The sequence below is a fragment of the Candidatus Omnitrophota bacterium genome, assembly GCA_041649175.1.
In the GTDB taxonomy this organism is placed as follows: domain Bacteria; phylum Omnitrophota; class Gorgyraeia; order Zapsychrales; family JBAZNR01; genus JBAZNR01.
The window spans coordinates 373,504-396,675 of record JBAZNR010000001.1; the positions used below are offsets into that span (position 1 = coordinate 373,504).

General features: G+C 43.0%; 1 protein-coding gene (only partly in view). It reads right to left on the minus strand.

The whole window is internal to a bifunctional isocitrate dehydrogenase kinase/phosphatase gene (aceK, locus tag WC676_01430; protein ID MFA5059275.1) on the minus strand: the coding sequence, 132,390 nt in all, runs 74,597 nt past the left edge and 34,621 nt past the right edge, and what appears here is coding positions 34,622-57,793 — codons 11,541 (partial) to 19,265 (partial); reading right to left, the first codon wholly in view occupies window positions 23,168-23,170. The start codon and the stop codon both lie outside this window.

A 23,172-nucleotide genomic window follows, 5' to 3' on the forward strand; every position in this document is an offset into this window, starting at 1 on the left:
CAGGCGGAGCGCGCGGATCATAAATTTCATATTGTCCGTTAGATAAGATCTTAATATCACCAGAAGCAAGTGCCGCGCGCCAAGGCAAGACAACAAAGAATGCCATCATCATGCCGACAAATAACGTCATAAATTTTCGCACAATGGGGCGCGTGATCGCTTGATTGATAGACGTTATGACCCCTTTGGGATCAGAAGGCAACATTTGCGCCCTTGAAAACGTTTTCTTATTTTGAAAAATAAATCCATCTTTTTTAAGATGTGAATAATAGAGCCCGGCAAAAACCGCTAATCCAACGATGGGAACAAAGATAAAAGGCGTGATGGATAATAATTTATCTGTTCTTGTTCCGCCGATATGGTTGAGCGCTTTAAATTCTTGAGGCCGTTCGATATCAACGGTAACAATACCTTCGATATTTCTCACCAACGTATCAACAATTTCTTTATTGGTCACATAGTTAAATCCGGATAATCTAAAGACCAAAGTCCCTTCGCTGGGCTCACCGACCGGAACATCAACGCTTTCCACGTGCGCGACCAGCGGATTATCCTTAGCCACTAAAAGTTCTCCGATGCGCTTGGCAATGCCCGGAATATTTTTTACTAAAACTTTAACCGTAATACTAATACGTCCTGCCACATAGGCATAAACCGTAGCGGCGTCAACTAGCCCAAGGCCGATCGCTAAATGCAACTCATCGCGGTCAAATTGCGAAAAGCGCTTCGGAGAAAAACGAGCCGGAAGAAGAGATATGGACTTATCCGGGCCTACGAAAAGGCCCATCTTTTCTGTAAATTCATTGATCAGCCTATAGGTCGCTTCTGTCATTCCTACCTTAGAAAATTCTTCTTTCAAGCGCCGTTCGCCCTCACGAATAAGAGCTAATTTGAATTCATCGGCAGTCATTTTTCTTTTCTGCCCCTTGGTCATAAATTTCCGGACAAAATCTTCATTTTCAAACCTTGTTATTAACTCTAAGGATAGCCGTGTGCGCAAAAGCTTGGCCAGCGAAATAAGCCCTTTGTCTTTGATATTCTTGGCAGAAATAGCAAAACCGGTGATCTTATGGCTAAGCGCATTTTGAAAGATCATACCTGTTTCTAATGGAGTATTTTCCAAAATAGCGCGAGATAGCGGTGTCGCCGGAGAAACCGCATCCAATAAGGCATCATCAAAGATCATAAAACCTTGATACCCTTCATCAAGGCCAAGTTCGGGATAATACGCCAGATCAAGCGCGACAGCTCCTTGGGGAAGCTCAGTCACCAAAAGGCTTGATCCGGATTTTCGGTCTCTTTCCTTTAGGAATCCGACATAAATATTCCCGTTTAATGAGTTGTAGATCAGGTTCAAATTATCCCTCGGGTCTTCGGTGAGCATAATAGCGTCGGAGATCAGTTCTTGATTGATCTTTTGGCTTTTTAAAAACCCTTCTAATTTAAATAACCAATGAGGCTTGACCGCTTCACTGCCGATGCCATAACGATAGCGCCGGTAATCCTGATGGCTCATGATCTGCAGCTCCCAAGGACGGATGCGCATATCCTCTTTAAATTCCACCACGTCCGTAAAATCAACGTGAATAGCGTAATAACCTTTTCGTTTAAACTCCGCATTCTCGGCTTTGCCTTTTAGCTCCCAACTTAATTTTCCAAAGGCTTTATCAGGGTCACTTACTAAAACCATGACCCCTAAAAGATCGGGCAGTTCGGCTAAAGCACTACGGCTTGAGCGGGAAGAATGGATCTTTTCATAAATAGCGGCAATGCTTTTAGCTCGCACCATAACGATCACGCTATCATCGCCATCTTCCCTGATAAGAGCCTCGAAACGTCTTTTCACTTCGTCTAAAATAGCTTCAATATCGCCATAATTTTCCACGCCTAAATAGTCGGCAACAGCCGCCTTTGTTTCCTGATATTCTTTAGGCATGGTGATCATCATGACTCTGTTTTGCAAACCAATGACCATGCGGGGAAAATCAATACGGTCGGCCAGCGGAATAAAGATGTGTTCTATTTTCTTAAGCATCGCTTCTTTTTTATTCTTAGCATCTTCAGCCTGGCGGCTGTCTTTGCGGGCTTCGGCTTCTTTTTCCCTAACGGCGGCCAAACCGGCAGAAATAATAAGATCGGCCGCCGCTAACATCAAGACCCTGATCCGGCCGTCGGTCAATCGGATGACCATATTCATATAATATTGGACAGCCCATCTTCCTGCCAGCGCGCGGACCACTTGATTTAAATACGGAAGATTGATGATCTCACGGCTGCGCTTTATGGTAGGGCCGATCACTTTTAGATCTTCTGCCCTTGAGGGGAATTGGGCGGTTAACTGTTCTATGACCTCACGTCGGGTCCTTTCCGAAATATGCCAAGAATGAAGAAGCCCGGCAATGATCGTCGTATCCACGCCTAGCCAACGGGCTAAAACATAAGCCACATCTAATCCGTGCTGCATAATGCCTTCGGCGGTGTTGAAGCGTTCATCTAAAGAAGAAAGAGGAGTCGCTTTTAGTTTTTCTAATACAATGCGATAAGCTTGTTCAATGATGCGCGCATCAGCATTAGGATAATTGTTTTTAAAGGCACCGGTAACGTCGGATAATTCCATATTTCCTTCCCCATACGGAAAATCCGCCACAATGCCGAAAACCGACAAACCAAAAGGAGAGAAGATAAATGAGCTGAGCTTCGTTTCTCCTGTTTCTGCTATTTCAGCCGGCTTAGATACTTCTTCGACCAGTTTTATCGGCGTAACAGCTGCCATCGTCTCCACAGGCTTATGGTTCGGCTTTCCTGACCTTTTTGTCATACTGCGATCGGTAAAGTGAACAACGATCAAATAAACGATCATCCCGCCGATCATAGTCGCTAAGAACTTTGTCGTGCTCACATGATAGGAGCGGGCATACGCAGCTGCAAAGGCGGGAGAAGTAAGAATAAAGCTTAAAATTAAGGCGATCATTCCACTCGGTAAAATAGCGTTAAGGACTGTTTCGTTACTTTCTCCATCGACGGCGGAATTATTTTCCCCTGAGATTTTGATCTGATAAACTTCGCTGTTTTCCATGCTTAAGAAAGGACCCATATCTTGGCTGACAAGCTTAATTCCCGGGAAACGCGTTAGCAAAAGATGCCTGGTCGCCTCGGTGGTGACCACCATCGTAAAAATTCCTCCCTTAAAATGAGTCTTTACAAAATCCGCAAAGAAGTCGAAGACGCGCGACGCGAATCCTTGTCCGGCAAGGCTTCTATGAAGAGCAATGCTGCCGGAATCAATGTCGATCCGCCCGCTATCATGCCGCTTAACACTGAACTCTCTTAAGAATAAAACACTGCCATCACCTTCATAAACATGGCTGTAATAATGAACAGCGTTTTCTGTCTCGAGGTAGCGATTTCGATTAACATTCGATCTCCCTCTGCCTTGATACGGCTCAAAAAGAGCAGATTTTTTAACAACAATGAAGCGATAGCTTGTAATTTCATCCCGCTCATCGATAACAGAAGCATAAACATATTCATCTTCTACCTGGCCAGCCAAAGTAGACAGTTGCGCTTTCCAGTTCGAGTAAAATACTTTTTCTCTCTTAACCCCATACACATGAATAATAGACAGCGGTTTACCGCCATTTATTTCTTCTAATTTTTCTTTAAGCGGGCCGAGCCATTCCATATTTAAAAAACCAATCGGCAAAGAAACAAATAAGGCATAAAGTTTCCGCTGCGAAGACTGTTCAAATTGATCAGGATTAGCGGCTTTAACCATTCCAATAAAATGTTCCCTGCCAAGATCTCGTGACCGCAAGAAAGAAAGATCAATGCGATTGTGGCTTATTCCGTTAAGTCCGTACAAGCGCAACAAGGCGTTGGCAATATTCATATATATCGAATTGTTAACTTGCCTAAATAACCAGCTTGAGTAAAGGTTTGTAACGACGTCAACGGCGATCACTTCAACCGCGGCTTCCAAATTTTGACTTTCCGGTGCAATATTCATTAGTTTTCGTAAGCCAGCTAAAACACGTCCTAATTGTTGCTCGATGACCTCATGCTCCTGGATAAATTCTCCGGCAACATCTCTCATGTCGGCTTCGTTGTAATGCTTAACTCGGTAAACGGTATTGCCGTCTTCGCCTAAGATCATGGTCGTATTAAGTTTAAGCATAAGCTCGACGATGTCTTTTAAGCTTTTGAGTTCAATATTGCGTAAGAATTCTACGAAGATCCGGCGAACCGCAAAATTATTTTTCAGGTAATTTTTTTGATTTTCCGTTTTTGGAAAAGGATGTTCCTCTGGGTATCTGACCATCTCAACCCAAGGAGATACCAGGCTATAAGTCCAATTTAATTGGGCGACAAAACCGAAAACTCCAGAAATACCAAATCCCGGGACAAAGGCATTGATTGGGCTCGCTCCTTGAACATCTTCCCCGTTTTCATCGAAGGCGATCCGAATTAATCTTGCTTCTGTGTCTATAAAAACAACATCATTTCTATAACGGATACTGCCATTGACCTTTGCGTACAGCCGTTCGGCTTCTTGATCATGATGATTATGGCGCGCGATAGCCGCCAAGATCTCAATTTCGCTTCTGTGGCGTTCGTTAAACTTCTCATCATCAGAATTTCCAAAGCGCTTCAAATATTCGGATAAAAATTCTAAGATATTCTTCGCGCGAGTCGTTCCGACAACTTCCGCCATACCGCTTAATAACCAGCCGACATAATCATATATATTGCTGTACGGCTGTTCATCATCTTCCAAGGAAACCGAACTATAATCCAAAAGCACAATAAGAAATTCGAGTTTTTCTGTTTCCTGCAAATTAAACATGATGCTGGGATCTAAAACTAAACGATTAAAGTTAAAGTCCATCCAAACCTTATCGGTTGTTGGCATATTCGCTAAATAATAACCGTCAAACTCTCCTGATAACATGGCTAATCTCATCCAAGCCTCGGCGTAATGAACGATCATCATCTTAATATTGAGAGGATTACGATGGGTAAATTGCGCCGGATATTGATACAACATTTGTAAATTGGAAAATCCGTTGCGGCTTTCATGCAGATAAATTCCGGTATTGTTTTCTAATGTAAAAGCACCTGGCTTAAGGAAAAATCGATAACCTAAACGATGCTCTTCATTGACCGCTTCAATGGTTTCAAAAAGGCGAGAAATATCCTCGGCTGGCATGGCAAGTTGCTGCTTGGAAATCGCATAAATACCTAAATGATAAACCTTCATTCTGTTCTGGTAAGGCAATTTGGCCGTTAACGATAAGGGGAGCTTTCCTTCTTCTCGGGCAACGCGCTCCATACGAGCAAGTGATTCACTGCCTTCGGTAGCCGACTGCACGGTGATAACAGCGCCTTCGGGGATTTGTCCGTCAGATAAGATCTCTTTAATGAAATGATCATCACTAAAAACATTGAGAAGCGCTCGGGCTAAAAAGTTTGTTTCGCCTAATTGGCTGGATAAAGCGCGGCGCACGCGGTTACGGATAGGCGCGGGGATAAAATTGTTAGGATCAATAAATTGAAGGCCTCTAAAATCAAATGTGGATTCTTGCGAGAAAACGGTTCCCCATATTCCAAAAAATAAAAACATAAGAGGCGCAAACGAATGAAGTTTTTGAGTTTTTTCTCTGTATCCGACGGCACCAGTATTGTCTAAAGCGCTTTCAAATAATAATCCGTATTTTTGGATCATAACCGCAATGTCAACTTTTTGATGCGCGCCGATAAAAGCTTGTTTCATTCCATCGATCCATAACGTTGACCGGCCTGCATGGTATTGACGATATGAAGTTATTGCTTCTGTTAAATGTTGGGCTAATTGCAACATACCTTGTTCTTCGAAGGTGCGAATGATATTTCCGTCCCCGGATTCAAAGCGGCGGACAACATCTTCAAAATTCCATCCCTTGAACACATCTAAAAACCATCCTGTTTGACCGTGAATAATATATTCAAGCGGCCCGCCGGTAGCTGTTGCGATATTGTAATGGCCATTAAAAGCCGCACGCTGGTCGCTGGTGCCGCAGGCTTCTCTGGTGGGGCGCGGCATACTGACCCAAACATCACTGGCGGCAATAGCCTTTTGCATAAAATCAATGCCGCTTTCGGAAACGAAAACAAATTTACCCTTTAGTGCGGGATCTTCCATCATGGACCTGAATTGCCAAACCCAATGACGCCCGATATCATCCAAGCCGCGCCCGCCGATAAGAACATTAGCCCCTAATCCCGGTTTTTCTCCCCACGGCGTTTGATACATTTGATCGGGCTCCCCGGTGATCCATTTGATCAGAGGAATGATGATGCCTTGTTCTTTGTAAGCCACTAAACGGCGCACCAAACCGACCAAAGGACGGCTTGTGTCGTTAAAGGTGAATTCTGCGCCAAAATTTTCACTCATAAAATCATTAAGGACGCTCTTTTGTCTTTGACCGATCTCAAAGAGTTTTTGTCCGGAAATATTTTCTAAAGAATCCAGCTCTTTAACATATTCTCTTAAATCGCCGGAATACCAAAGGGTGGGGTCTGAGCCGTTAACGATCCCGACGATCTTTTCTTTAAATTCTGGGAGGACAACGATCTTTGTGATTTCGGCGTGTTCTTCGGCAACGCCGTTGATGACATTGGCCATGCGCGCCAAACCAATAGCCGCGTGGGCAACATAACCATCGGCAACAACTTCTCTGGCTCCATCCCAATCGCGGATCAGATCCGGCCCTAATAAGGTTTTAAGCCACTGGGCCGGCCAAGAAGGAAGCGCCGCGCGTTCGGGAGTGTGAGTAGTCATTACAATTTTTGTTTTATCAAAAATACTTTTCTGGTTTTGGCTATTGAACCAGTCAATATCATTTTTCATAGCGGTCGCCACAAAAACCAATTGTGGTTCATTGAGCCGCGCGACATTGGGGTGGATCTCTAATTGCTTCATTAATTCCACATAGGCGCGGGCAAAAAAGCCGAATTGGCGCGTCTGGCGTTCATCGCCGGGATACAGGCGGTTGAAGATAGAATCTTCGCCTAAATGGCGGATCAAGAATATCGGAATACCATTACGATTGATCCAATAAACCTGTACGGTATTATGCGGATGATGATTGAAATCAACACTAAAGGTAAGCGGCACGAGTTGATTGCGGTTATCTAAGATCACCACCGGTTTGATGCCGGATTCATTTTGCCAATTGATCTGGACACGGCTTCCCTGCGCGTCGTAATAACCTTCGTAAAGCGGCATCACGCCGATAGCGGAGAATTTTTTCAAGAGATGATATGCACCCCAGGTTTCGCCGGTTAAAAATCCAAGCCCGCCGGCGGCTAGGGCTTTTTGAGCCAGGCCTTTTAATTCCGGTAAGAAGGCTTCCAGGGAAACATCGGTCACGATCGGTTTGCCGGATGTTCTGATGCTATTTAACATCGGCCCCAGCGTGTCATCGGCGATAACAAAACCAAATATTCCAAATCCAAAAAAGCTTGGAGTAAAACTGAAAAGTCCCGTTCTTTCGCCTGTGGATAACTCATTAGGGACGTTTCTGTTCTGTATCTCAGAACTGTCCCTTTGAGCTATAGCCTGTGAATTCGGGGACAGTTCTGAGCGCTGCGGCAGAAACGTCCCTAAATCTAAAATAGACCGTATTAATGATTTGCCCGTAATGCGTTTAATGGCCGGCCCGTCTGTTTTTATGGAACAGCCCAGTAATTCTGATAAATGGAAGAATGTTTGAATACCAATTAATATTTTGAGAGAAACTGAATTAACAAAGAATATCGTGATGCCGCCGGCAACAAAAAGGAAGTGAGTGGCCAGCGGCGCAAATAACACAATGAGGCGTTGAGAATCAGTCGCACGTTCGCTTCTGTGGTGCCGCACATTATATCGGCTCATCAACCATGCCGGAATGATGTGCATCAAGGCATGAATAACGGGAACGCTAAACGTAGTAGCGGCAACAACGGCGCTCATCATGGTGATGCGCGATAAATCCAACGCTATTCCAATGTTATCTTCGATTTTTAACGCGATGAAAGAAGCAAAAATAGAGTAAACGAAGTATAGTAAAGACCCAAAGCCGATATCTTGTTTCTGCCAGTAATGATCACTGATAAATCCATTTTTGTTAAGCCCTAAGAGCTGACTTTTAATATATTTGAATATGTTTTGGATTCCCAAGCCAAAAACAATCGGGCCAAAAGCGAAAAGCTTTGAAGTGCGTCCGACTTCTGCCGTAACTTTCTCAACTAGATTTTTTTGCTCAACGGAGACAACGCCGAAACGCTCGGAAGAGTTCGGGATCCAGCCATGAGAAAAATCAGTTGTCACGACAACCGTTGGAGTTTTGACTAAGTAAGCGGCGTGAACAATAGCTGTATCGATGGTCACCACTTGGTTAACTTGGCGTAAAAGCTCAATAGTGGCCGCGCGGCTTTCCCAGTCGGTGTTGACTTGGCGGCTGATATCCCAAAGCTTTACGTTAGGGTGTTGCGAAAATCCTTCGATCAAATATCTTAAACGCGCCGAAACCACATTTTCAATATTGGTATTAACGATCACCGTGAAGCCTTTTTGCAAAAGCTGTTCAATGATCCCGGCCCAATTTTGCCTGGATGAATCTTCGGATGATGTACTAGCTAAGAAGTTAACGAAAATAACCGGCGATGTAGAGGAAATACTGTTTCCGGTAAAGAAATCCCGAACGATTTTCTGAGTTTGAGAGAAGCTCGGCAGAATATCTGTTTCGCTGGGAAGCTCAAATCCATATTCTAATAAAGCGGCGCGAATACCCACATGAGCATCTAATCTGCCCCATGTTTGACCGCTTAAAATATTGATCACATTACCGCCGTAAATATCAATGCCATGCATATTGATAACCATGTCGTACAACGGGAAGATCACGTCACGTAATGTCGATATCTGATAAAGGCTAGGCATATCAAGCTGGGCAAAACGAGCTGTCTTGTGATCGTTTAATTCTCGATAGGGATCCTCCATGCCGTTTAAACTCAAGGCAAAGATGCTCAAATTCTCTAAATTCGGGAAATTATGCGAAAGTGTTTTTGCGATGATCGGTAAGTAAGCCAACATCTTTCCCCATGTTCCGGTCCCGGCATAAATGAAGACTCTTTTTACTTTTGAGAAATCTAAGCTTCGCACTTCTTCTGCTCTCGGCGTTAAATCTCCGTTATTGAATAATGATTGGGATCTGGAATCTCCCTGCGTCGCTACAAAGCCAAAAACCGCCACAGGAACAAACGCGAAGCTGTGAAGAGCGCTGACACTAGAATTTGAAATAAAGGCTGCTGCCGGGTGATTCCCCAATCCAGCCACGGAAAGATTGGAATCATTTTTATTCGCCGGCAGCAGCCCAATATTTTTATTCGCTAAACGCCATACGCTATACGCTGAGCCTTTAACTCTGTCCCCTATTTTTACAAACCAATCTCTAAGCAAAGAAACGATTCCGGAAATTCCTAACCCCAGCACAAACGCGGCGAGGTTTTGGCCGGAGTTTTGATCGGAACCCTTAGAGCTCTTGGGATCAAATTTGACCATAGGAACAATTTGTATCTGCGCTTCCATACCTTCGGATTCAACCAGTCGACCTTGATCATTAACAAACAATCCTGCCTCTTTCGCAAACATTAACCCGGCACCAAAATCATCACCGTTTTGAAGAAGAGCGCGCACCGTATCAATATGTTCTTGCGTGGTCAGCGTATTCGGATCGATCTTCTCTTCTTTTAAGTAATTAATCACCCAATCGCCTAATTTTTCTATGATCAAAGCACGGATTTGAACGTCGGTGAGCTCGCGGATCTTTTGAGTTTCTTGGGTCTTTTGGGTTGATTGGGTCTCTTGAGTTCTTTGGGTCTTCGTCATATCCCAAAGACTACGTAGCCTAATATAAGCAAAGAATGCTCCCAGGCCAATCAGCGTTGAAGCAAAGATCGTGACAAGCAAAGTAAGAAGAACGGTTCCGACAACAATATCCAAAGCCAATTTAGATACGAATTTGATCGTTTTGACGGCAAAGTTTTTAACACCCTTCCAACCGAACTTGCGGTAAACAATAGCACTCACGACAATCGTTGCCATTATTTTCGCGACGGCCAGACTAAAAATGATCGGATGGGACGCAACAAAACTTTCCACAAATCCTTTAAGATTTAAGAATAATCCGGCTAACATAGCGATCGTCGCCGCAACAATTGTTGTCGGGTCAAAAAATCCTCGATCACTTCTAGAATGATAATGTTTCATGCGATAACTAAGCGTCACACTCGGCAACATAGCCGTCGCGAGAGTTAAAATCGCAACGCCCGCGCCCACGTAAAGCACGATGGGTGAACTTTCGATAACGTAAAATCCGAACGTAAATATCGTCGCCACAAACCCGATCATAAATGTCTTGGCGGCAAACTTGTGATTGTGATGACGGCGTTTCCAGGCAGATTTTAAATTTGATTTAGCAATGATCATCGCTATCGTCAGCGCGAGAGAAGCCGCGATCACAATCTTCATTCCTAAAAGAACATTATCTTCATTGCTCAACAAACCGTTTAAGGAAGATGTTAATCCGCCAAAAATTCCCAGAACCGGCATAAACGTGAACGCGTTGAGAGCAATTTTTTTGGTGAGTTCACGTTCTAAAGCGGCGATGACCGTATTGATCATGGCGTTGGCTTCTTCTATTTCTTCACGGGTCGTAAGTCTGCCTACCGCGTGGAATTCGGCAGAATCATATTTATTTTCAAAAGTTTCAAAGGCGGCGATCGTTTTAGAGTCGTTGATAAGTTTTTTCATGACGATCAGGCCAATTTTTCCAAAAACCAGAGACCACCAGCCGCGCTGAGCCTTATAGTTAACGCCATCGGTGCTATGAACAACACTATTGGGAAGCTCATCACGGTAATCGCTTTTCAGTTTTTTCAAATCAACAATGGCTTTTTCAATGGAAGATTGCCGCTCCTGAGCCAAGATACGCCCAAGGGATTTTTGTAATGTTTTAATGTCTTTTTCGATAGCGTCATGAAGAGGAAATGTCGTTATGCCGTTTGACCTTACGGGAATACTTAAAGCTCTCCGGGCTGATTTTTGTAATTGCTCAATGGATCGTTCGATATCTTCCCGGCCGGCTTTCGCGGCAATGACTTTGACGACTGTTTCACGTAAACTTACATCATCTAAAATTTGAATAATATATACGATAGCCTGATGAGTGCCAAATTCACCTAAAGCTTCAATGGTATCAAGCTTAAACTTTTGTTCTTTTTCTTTTCTTAATAATTGCTTTCCTAAGATCTCAATAGCTTTTTCGCCTAAAATCACTTGAACCGCTTTAGCCTCGCCGTGGCGCCTTAAGAAACGCACTTGCCAAGGCGTTGGAGTTTTTATTCCATAGGATTTGAGAATAATGCGTGCCAAAACTTTTTCATTTTTGATCTCTTTATAATTAATAACCCAGGCCAAAGCCACCACGGCTAACGAAAGCGCGAGTGTTTTAAAGCCGTCTGAACTTAAAATTCCGTTAAGATCCATCATCGCCAAAACGGGCATGAATGTAAACGCATTAAGAGAAACCCGCCCGCCGTTGGCACGCAAATCGGCCACTTCTTTCATTAGCGCTTCGTGGAATTCCGCAACCAATTTATGATCTGAGGTAGAATACAATCGTGATGTTGCGGCGATCACTTGCCTTATCGTCGTATAGCGAGAAATAGTTACGAAGATATTGTGAACTTCCTGGGCTACTTCGCCGGGGCGAAGTTCACGAGCGTGTTGGCCAAGAATGCCTTTGGTTAAAATATAGTCCAGGTCAATATTCAGGATAATGCCTTCGGTAAAATTAGGCGCATTGCCGCGCATGACCGCTTCTAAGTCGCTGGAAACGGCCGACCAATGGTCCATATCTTCGGAAAGGACTATGCGGCCGTGCTTGGGATAAATCCAATACACATTGCCGACCAAATTAAATCTGAGTAAGAATCCTATCCAATTGCCGCAGTCGATCTCTACGGCGCGGCTATTGGTTAAAATCCCGATAATATGCGTATCATCGCTATGATAATCAAGAAGGACATGCGGTAAATGATTGGAGATCACGCCTTGACGGATAGCCTGCTTGATGACAGAAAACGTTCCGCCGTGATCATCAAAAATATCGAACGGGATACGAGAGGCAGTTGCAGGCTGATTCCCCAATCCAGCCACGGAAAGATTGGAACCATTTTTAGATGCCTGCAACTGCCCAATTCGATTATTTTTTAAATTAGTTTTTCCATTTTTATTCGCGGCATTACGCGCGAGGACGATCAAGATCCCTAATGCAAAACCAAAAGCGGCCGGAATAAAGATAAAAGCTTCCTCTTGCCCTTGTTTGCCGAAATCCTTATGAACATCTTCCACAAACACCACTGTATACATCCAAGAGTTGCCGGGGCCAAAATCGCGGGAAAGACGCACCAACCCTTGTTGTTCTAATCTTTCTAAAGTTTTCTGCATACCAACATTGTCGTATTCGGTCGATACGGTCATTCTGTTCTTTTTATTAACCTGAAGGAAGCTGATATATTCTTTGACCAAGGCAAGGCCGATTCCGGATTTACGATATTCTTTTCGTACGGCAATAAAGTTAAGCTGAGCCTCATCATCCGTCAATAAATACACCAAATAACCGGCAACTTCCTTGCCGTTTTTGGCTAGAATAAAATTCATTTCAAAAGAAGCTTCGCTGGTAAGTTGAGCATCAGCCCATTCCGTTAACATTCCGTTCCAGTCAAACATCTTTTCCGGCGCTATGCTGGAAATCATTTCTTTAAATGATGGTTGTTCGCTATAACGAGACACCGGAATAAATTCGAACGATAATCCTAAAGACGGAACAAAAGCGCCAAGCGCAGCGCGCCCTGTATTGGCCGCGTCTTGCTTTAACATCTCTTCGGCGGTTTGAACGGCATCAAAGGTCGATTTAAATGTTTTGATCACCGCGCCGTCTTCCTGGAAGGCCACCGGATTCATTTCGGCAATTTGCGTCACGTCGCCGGTAATGGATTCCATAAATAGAACCTGCGGCAGGCCATCGGCTTCTTTATCTTCGCGAACATCCAAATAATTTGGCAATCCGTAAGCCGGCAAATAACGCAACAACGCCTCGGCTTTGTAATAATTCGCCATGCGGTTTAAGCCAATTTCTTCCTTAAAGAATTTAATGTATTCTGGATTTTCTTTTTGATCGATCTTTTCAGAGATCACGCGATGGATAGATAAGTCAACTTCATCTTTTCTGACGAGCTCATATTGATTGGTTTGATTATTGAAAACTAACTCGTGATATTTTAAGTTGAGGCCTTCCACCAACATTCTTTGGCCGTTGGATAGATCTTCCACCCAGCTGCCGCCTTTTTGGCCTTTTTCGTTACGCACGGTCTCAATAACTACATTATGTCCCTGACTCATTAAATAAAGAACAAGCGCTAAGCGGTCTAAGTCGATGGAAGTAGAAAGCTTCACCAGGTCATCCACATTGGTATTATTCATGATCAACGGCAGATCTTCGTTTGACGATTGATATTGACTTAAAAAGTATGCTAGGGCTGCTTCGCGGATACGTTCATTACTGCTATCGCTCGCCAATACCTTTAAGGCGCTACCGCCGTGAACTGTTTGCATCAATGTATATCCATGCCCGAACGGACGGCGGAACGACACGCCATTTTCTCTGACATATTTTGTAAATCCTGATTCAGCATGGCGGTAACCTTCAAATGTGTGCTGAATGATGAACAGCATGTTTTCCGGGTTAAATCCGAAGAAGCGATAGTTAACAAATTCTTCCATGATCTGCGCGCCCGTCGCATCATTAACGTGAATAATAACTTTGGCATTACGGATAACTTCCGCAATGTTAAGACCGTTTTCCCCGGCTAATTGCTCAAGCTCTAAGCGGTATTGGATCAAAAGGCGAGCACCTAAAGAAAAGTTCTGCGTGTTTTTAAATTGCGGATATGTTTGTTGCATATAAACTAGAAAGCGGTAAGCGACATATTCATCTAATTCTTTTTCACTAATATCATATTGCGCGTGCACGCCCGCCTTGATCATCGACTCGGCGTCATACTTGGCTTTCATAATTTTTTCATTAAGCTCTTGCTTGGCCGCATCATTTAATTTTTCTTCCACATCCCATCCGGCCATTTCGGCAACATCTTTTTGCATCAATTGATGCGGATTGAATAAATATTTGGCCCCGCCGCCTAAAATAGCCGCGGCACGCGTTGCCCCGCCGGCAAAAAGCATTTGAGCGATCAACCCGCCGGAGACCACTAATTGCTCAGCCTTTTGACGCCATTGGGTAAACACGGCACTTAAACGAAATTCGTTCAAGGAAACTCTATCGGCTGCTTTTAAACTATGCGGATAGCTATTCACTTTGGAGCCGTTAAAGTTAGTTCCGTTTTCGGTTAATTCCTGCAAATGGACGGGAACATAATTGGTGAAACTATCTTGTGAACGGTAGGCGTGAGCCTGTGCTAAAACAGAAACCCAGCTGTCCCGGCCCGACCCAATGGTTGTTGCGGCCAGTAAAGCGTCTTGGCTTCTTAAATGATTCAAGGCATCGGGTAAATTCTTCGGTTCTTTAAAATCATGGATGATGTCGCCGTCACGTTTGAAGAATACCGCGTTGGCCTCAGCCATTTGCGTAATATCACCGGTCACCGCTTCTAAGTAGAGGAAACCGCCTTTGAAACGCAGATTATAAGGAAGGTCATTACGTAAGAGTTTGCGCAGGCTCTTAACTTGATACAAAAGTCTGAAGGCATTATACGGTGCACCCAAACGGCCGGCTTCATCAATTAAAGCGGTTAATTCTTCGCTTCCCTTAACGTTGGATGTTTCAATAAGGAAATTCTTACCCGACTTGCTTCGCAAGGCATTGCCGCCTTTTTGTTTTCCCGGATTTTCTACCAGTTCGCCCACAATATCGTGGCCTTTGATTGTGATCAGATAAATGCCGTAAGCTAATTTTTCAATATTGATAACTTCATCCACCAAAAATTTGGTTAAGTCATTGATACGGTGGCTTCCCATAAAGGCATTGCCGTCTAGCAGAGATAAAATATCTTTTTCACTATCGGCAACTTTCACGAGTTGGGTAAATTCTCCAACAACCTTAAGCTGCATAATGCCATAACCATGACCATAGGGGATTTCCGGACTTTCGGCGGCGAAGATAAGCTGGCCGTCTTTTAAGGAATAGCCGTTTAAGGTCGGCTGAACGATAAAGTAAATTCTTTCCGGATTAAATCCGTAGAAATGATTTTCGGTGAAATCACGGACAATGCTTTCATGAACATCTTCATTGGTGTGGACAATGATGGTTTGACGCCCTAAAACGGCCACCGGATCAAGGTTAAATTCAACGGCTAATTTTTCTAAAGCCATACGATAAGCGATCAGTTGTCGCGGGCCCATGCCTAAACGGAATTGAGCCTCATCGACGCTAGCTAAGCCGGCTTCTTCGGCAAGTTCCCAAATATCAATGCCATACATAGGGCCACGGTTAAGGCGTGTGGCGGCCCCGGCGAAAATAAATTGAGGAATATATTGGCCGTATAATAAGGCTCTTTGGGCTAAGGTAATAAAGAAGTTATGGCCGGGTTTCTTTAAGAAATCGTCTAAAGAGAGGATTTCGGCCAAACTTAATTCGCTTGGAGCAATAGTGTCAAAGGCATTGATGCGGTCAATGATCTTATTAATGGCGGCTTCGGCGGCTTTAACAGCTTCTTCGTCTTTTGAGGCTTTGGCGCTATTGTATTGATTGATGAGGTTTTCTAATTCGGCTTTGATAGGTTCAATGAGGCGGGCAATGGTCGGAAGCAAATTGGCTTTTAGATCAGCCGCAACATTGTTCGGAGCAGACGTCTTTATAGCGAACCAGCCGCGCTCTCTGGCCAAGATGCCGAGGCCGGCGAGAACGATAAGGGCGCTAAGCGCCCCGGCAACGATATTGGAAGCAAAAATGGCGCTTATCGCCCCCGCTACCATTACAATCGTCGCCATTACAGACGGCAATGTAAAGCCGTTGGCGGAGGAAGATAGAGAATTATTTTTATTATTAATCGGTGTGGTTTTAATAATCTTAACTCGTGCCGGAACATCAACTACCCACTTGGGCTCACTCCATTTTTCACTTTCAATCCAAGTCATATAGCTAACATCCCATTCCTTTTCAACTCCAAGATAATGCCCTTCTTCTCTATGGCCTTTTTCAGGAGAATACACAACTTCAAAGTTATGACCTTCTTCTCGAATTCTCAATGCTTCACGCAAATAATCCCACGCCAAGTTGAGAGGCAATGTTTTCTTTAAGATAGACAATACTTCAATGGCTAATTGAGTCTTTCTAATATTGTTCTCATACATTCTAAATATCTTTATATTATCTTCTGTTGATTCAATTTGATGTCTACCAAGAACACGTGTAATTTCTTCTATTTCTCGCGCATTATGCTTGTCTTTCGATATTGCAATGATTGCTTCAAAAACATATAAAACTCCATAAATAATTGGAGACAATGTGACTGAGAAGATGTATGCAAACACCATAAAGAATACCATCCATGCCCCCCTAGTTGGATCCGTGCTAGGATGACTAATATCATGATAAATGCCAAAGGTATAAGATATAGCAATAAATGATAACGTTAAAATTACGAAGATTCTGCTGAACTTTTTATTGTCAAAGTTGTCACTTGAAAAAAGATAAGAATACAGGGCAAAATAAATAATTGCTACAAAAATAAACGACACTACAGGATGGGCCAAAATTAATGTCCAAAATAAACTTAAAATACCACCTGCCGTTACCATCGCCATCATGGGCGGAAGGATGAAGCCATTAGCAGAAGTATTGTGAGGATCTTTATTAGCATCATTTTCTTTTGCCGGTAACACTTTCTTAATTAAACTCTTAACGTCGTTTATAAAATAACCTCGGCGGATAGTTAATTCCATTTCAGCCTCCTTAGCAGATAATCCTTTGAAGAATGAACCGACAAGAATTCCGCCTAAGATCATCAAGAATGCGGCCGTTTTTGAATGAGAGCTGATCGTTTGTTGGAGGAGAGGAAGGATCTTGGTAGTGAACCACCATAATGTTACGCTAATGCCCGCTAAGAATATAGAGGCAGAAACTAATTTTGGCGCATCTTTCTTAATGATCATTCTAATTTTATTGCCGAGAGTAACTGGGATATTGTAAATCAACATTAACGCAAACCCTAAGAGGGTTAGCACAGTCATAATAAATGTACCAGTCACATACAGATCAAAGTAATCTCTTGCTATTTTTAACTTGCTAAAAATCCACTCGGCCCATTTAAGCCATTTTACATTCACAACTAAGGCATTCACAATACCTATAAAGGCATAAATAACGATTGTTCCTAAGATGGCATAATACTTATAGTCGCCAAAGAAGTAGAATCCTGCCGCTATTAAGCCCGCTGAAACTACGAGTGCAACAACACCTACTATCCAATTTCCTGCACCAAGCTTCTTAAAGAAATTACCAAAATCTTCTGTGAAATGTATTTTAGTCCATGTCCACGCTCCAACTGTCGCCGGCGTAGAACCAGGATTTAAGATAAACGGAGCCATAAGAGCGGAAACAAGCATGAGAATAGGGAATAAAGACCAAATAGCCGCCGGGCTTTGCCAGAGGAAAAGACCGCTGACCATTGCTAAGACAGCCGGAACGACCCACCCGAAACCAGGAAGCTTAATCTGAGAATATAAGTCACCTTCTGTAAAAAGATCCTTAACGCCGGCAAGCCACATGAAAGGCAATCTATGTTCACGGCCGGTTCTGCGGCCTGTCTTAACATAATCACCGCTATTGACCATGGCCTTCTTTTGACCGACAGAAAATGCATTGTAAACAAGCGACATATACACAATGGCCGCTTTAGGAAATACTCTTGCGAACGCTATAGATCCGTCAATAAACGTTTTCTCAAGAACCAATTGGAAATATCCGGTAAAGGTAATGGCCTGTGATAATAAAAGGCCAATGATACCAGCGGCTAATTCATCGGGGAATGTAACGAAAAGACTGGCTCCAAATAAAATCACCACTATAACGTAAAGATTATTTTGGATGACCACAAAAGATTTTCTTAAGAAATAACCGATGGAAGCAACAAAGTGCATAAAGGAACGGGAAAACCCGATAATGGACGAAGAATTATGCTGCGCGATTTCATACGATACGGCTTGTTCGCCGGCACCGGCACCGAATTTATCAGAAATACCAAGTAACCCGCCATAAACACCTTCACGCGCTTTAGCCGCCTGCATAATTTCTCTATTAATGACTTTTTCTCCGTACATCGTCGCTTTGTAAGCGCCAAAAATATCTTCGTTAACCCACGGGGCACTTAAAAGGCCTAACTGACGGAAAGAAACTGTTCTGACAAAATCAGGATGCCCGTAATGATAACGAATACCCATCCAGTTAAGCGAACGCTGAACCAATGTAGAGAAGGTATGATCACCAAAAGCGTGAACAGCACCGGCCGGCGTTGACACATCGGTAAAGATATCTTCAGGGAAACCGACGATCGCGACACGATTATCTTTAAATTCTTCCATCAGGTTAGGGGCTTTGAAAGTTTCTTCCAAATACATATCTTGATTCATATCCATCATCTGAACAATTTCACCGCGAGTGAATCTAAATATATTGTTTTGGTTGACCGGTTTACCCTGCCCGGCCAAAGGCTTCGAAGATAGATAAATTCTTCTCACTTCAACAATTCTTCCCTTGCCTCTGTGATCGTTGAAAACAACAACAACTGTTTCTCCTGGTTGAGCCGGCCCTTCACGATACTCTAAAAGAACACCGGCATAGGTATCAACATCAGGGCTGTGATAATCGGTGTTCATATTCTTGTCGTCTCTAGGATTAGCTAAATAAGCGACTCTTAAGCCGGGATATTTGCGAAGCATATAGTTAACATCGTTGATAATTAACTTTTTGCTCTGGTCAGTGCTTTTTAGCCAATCGCCATACGGCTGATGGCCGACAACATATTCAAATTTTTCAGATACTTTTTCTTTTATTTCTTGTTCATATTCTTGTTTTGCATCCGTACTCGTAGAATCTATTCCTAAGCTTTCTGGTGTGGGGAAATTGACCTTAGCAAGCCATGTGTACATTTGATAATAATTCATAATACCGCGAATGGTACGGGCTAAAGGTTGATAGCGGTAGGAGACCCAAAGCCTTACCTCAATAATCAGATGGTCGTTTGTAATATCAAGTTTTTGTCCATATTGTAAGTTTTCTATGGCTTCAATATCTTTTTCAACCGCATCAACATCATCGGTTCCATATGTCCATTTAAATCCAGCCTGATTGTATCTCAGGCTTTCGAATTCCCGACGTATACGGGCCTTAAAGTTTTCCCATTCATTAAGATGTTTGGTAATAAAGTACGTTAAAAGCGTCGCCTTAGTTTTGTAAGCTTCATTAATGGCATCATATTGCCCGACTGTTTTATCTGAGAATGGATACATGATCGGCTCATCAAAGATCGGTGTCGCAACGCTGAATAAATATAGCTTCTCCCAAATCGGCATTTGATCCATATCCATCAAGAAGGTGGAGAGAACAAACTGGATTCTTGCGCGAAGGCGTTGTGTTTCCGGGGCTTTGGAAAGATCCGGCCAACGAGTAACTGTTCCAGCTAAGAAATTATGTTCATCTATGCCATCAATAACAAATAACATTCTTTCTTTTTCTTCAATAGAGGCGAGGTCATCTTCCAAATACTGGCTGACGATCATGTTCCACGCTTTGGCAAAAGCAACGAGTTTTTCCTGTTCGGTAATAGCCCGGCGTTCTCTATCAGTACCAACAATAGAAGCAGGAACGATTTTCTCTTGGAATCCTTTAGCCGCCGCTTTAAATTTATCAATAACCGTATCGCCGCCTATTTTTTCAAGACCAATCCGGCCAAGCAAGGCATTAATAACGATAATACCAATCACAATGGCAGCCACAGCCCCGATAAGATAAAGCCAAGAGGAAGCAATCAAGCCGTGCACTCCGGCAATAAAGGCCGCTTTCCAAGGAGACAAATAAACAATACCCGCAACAGCCGCAATAAATGTCAGCGCTGATTTAACTCTTAAAGCAATAGATGAAATGCCTTTGCCGCCCCAGCTGTTAATACGGTTAGCCCCGGTCCATTTAGCGATCCAGTACCCTAAGGCTCCTTCGATAATGTAGAAATAAGCGAATATATCCATAAGGAATATCATGAAGAAAATGGAGAATGTGATAGCGATAAGAATATACTGGCCGCCCGGAACTATTGGCCCTATTAGAGCCGTAAGCCGTTCCCACGGAATATTCCAGCTACTATTTTGCAGGATAATGAAAGCCTTAGATAACCAGCTCCAAATCAATACGTTCGTAAAAATCTTAGCCCCTAAGGTCAACACCATAACTAAAGAAGCACGGGCTTTACGGCCCAAGGTGCCATCCGGCGGATTATCTTTATAGCCTGCTTCGAACGGTACGGTTTCGCCATATCTTTGGTTCTTTAATGTATACTCTTGCTGATTGTGTCTATCAACAAACCAAATTGTGAAATAAGCAATAGCTAAAACACTTGTAGCAATTAAAGCGCCGATAGCCCACGAACTAAATGCGATAACTCCGGTAAAATTCAAGCCGACCGCCGGAATACCGGATGTCAATCCGACAGAAGAAAGAATGATTGATCCGTAAAGAACCGCAAAAATCTTCTTAAAGTTAACGATAACTCTAAACCAGCCTAAACGACCAAACTTAGATGTCTTGATGTCGGGATAAACTTTAGGAAGGATTTTATTAACCGTGTCATTGCCATTAGCCAATTCTCTTTCAATTTCAGCCCGGCCACCGTTACGGTAAAATTTAATAAATCCAGGTGTTCTAAAATAACCTTCCACATCATTATGATGGATGGTCGCATATTTTGTTTTGCTCTTTGCTGACTCACTATGAGCAAAAATAATCCTGCTCCAAAGCGCCGCTTCAGCTTCAGCTTGTAATCCAAATTGATCATTACCGTTATTTAATAGTTCCATACCAGAGAAGAACCGATAGAAATCAAACGACGCTGTAACGTTGGCTAATTTATCTCCGGAAAGATTGATAAGATTATAAATGTACATCTCTCTTAATCCGTATTGGTCAATTTCTCTCAGCGCAGCTTCATAGTCGTCTGCGCTTAACACATCTTTCATAACCGGAATAAACCAAACATGCTTGTATCTACGGAAGAATTCTTTTCGGATATCATCGATTGATTCACCGGAAAATAATCTTCGGCTTACTTCGGCTAACAATAGATATTTGGCCTGGTCAACAACGCCGTTCTGGAAGCCATAAGATGGATAATTTTGAATTTCAGACAAGAAATTCTTAATTTCATCACCTGTATGTTTAAGAACAACTTGGTCAATAATATTTTTCTTAGGAAATAGAGATCTGAATAGTTGCTTGATCCAGGCGAGTAATTTACCGATGGTCATAACACCGGCGATATAAAGCGATATTAAAAGCAATATACCGCGCCAGATACCGATCTGGTTTAACCAATGCCAGAGTAAATGAGGCCTAATCTTATCAACTTGGTGATCGCCGACATATGTATACTGCTGATCATAGACTTTTGAAACATCCATGCCTTCAGATTCACCGATAAGGATGACTGTTTTTTGATACATACCATCGGGTAATTCAAGCTCATACTCCTCGTTTGCCTGCTTGGCACCAATGATACTGAAATCAATATCCTTATAAACTTTTACTAAGTCACCATTTTCTAAGAAACTGAATACCGGTTTGCGATAAGAAGCGGTGGGATCATAAATGGTTGTTTCAACTCCGTTAACGGCAACGCCAAGTTGTTCTTTCATGATCTGCATACGAACAAAAGCATATCGTTCGGCTAAGAGGCGTCCACCGGGAGAATAAAGGACATTTGATTTGAATTTTGAATCGAGAACATGATACTCATTACCAACAATTGCGATCCGTGATCCATCAGGGGTCGTCATAGACATTGTGAGCGGCCCCAACTTTTCTCTGGAAATCATGAACTCACGATCCAAGGTATCTTGATAGGCAAACGTAAACGCAGGATCTCGATCATTAGGGCCTTTATAGATTTCCACAAATCCAAGCTCACGGCCTTTTTCAACGACCATAACACCCGGCAAAAGATCTTCCGGCATGCGTACTGTGTCGGTTCCGCCGTTGGTAATAACTAAGGTCTGCGCTTCAAACCACCAAAGATTAAGGCCCAAATCGTTATTGGCGTAAATAGCGGCAATGTCACGGCCACGGCTATCGTTAGGAACTAAATAATGGTAAATTGATCTTCCCTCGATAGAAGAATAAGCCCCATCAATATTTATTAATCTCGGCTTTTCTTCAATAATAGATAATTGTGTCATCGGAGCGATACCGAGCTTATTCAAACCATCCCAAAGGTTTAATGTCGGATCATTAAATCTCCTGTTGGAAACATCGCTGAAGATACCCTCAACGCCCTGGTTGAATAATTGTCCGGCACTGATCGTTAATCCACGTTGTTGAGCTGCGGAATCAGATAATGTTCCAAAGGTAGATTTGACTTCATAATCCGGAGTTAAGCTATAGGATCTTGTTAATTCACCCGTGCGAGGATCAAATTGTTCAGCAACAATGATCTCCAACACTCTGCCGAGTTCTATGCGGATCGTTATGAATTTTCTGGCTAAGTGGTCAAACGGAATGCGGTAATCGATGGTTTGAACGCCAAAGTTATTGGTCACGATGGTCGGCTGAAGAACAGTGTTTTCATCAATGCCTAATGAACGAAGAGCTATGTTTGTTTCAGAGTTCTGGAAGACTTTTCCGGAATCAATCAAACCGGCTCTAATATTCTCACCTTGTTCGGCGATCCAGGCCTTTGCCCAATTGGATTGAGGATCCGGACGATATTCAACAACGCGCTGGATAAATTTGGAATCTTCGTTGTATCTATCGGTCGCTCTCCAGTAATAAATATCTCCGTTGATTTGAGCTAATAATTCGGTATCTTTCG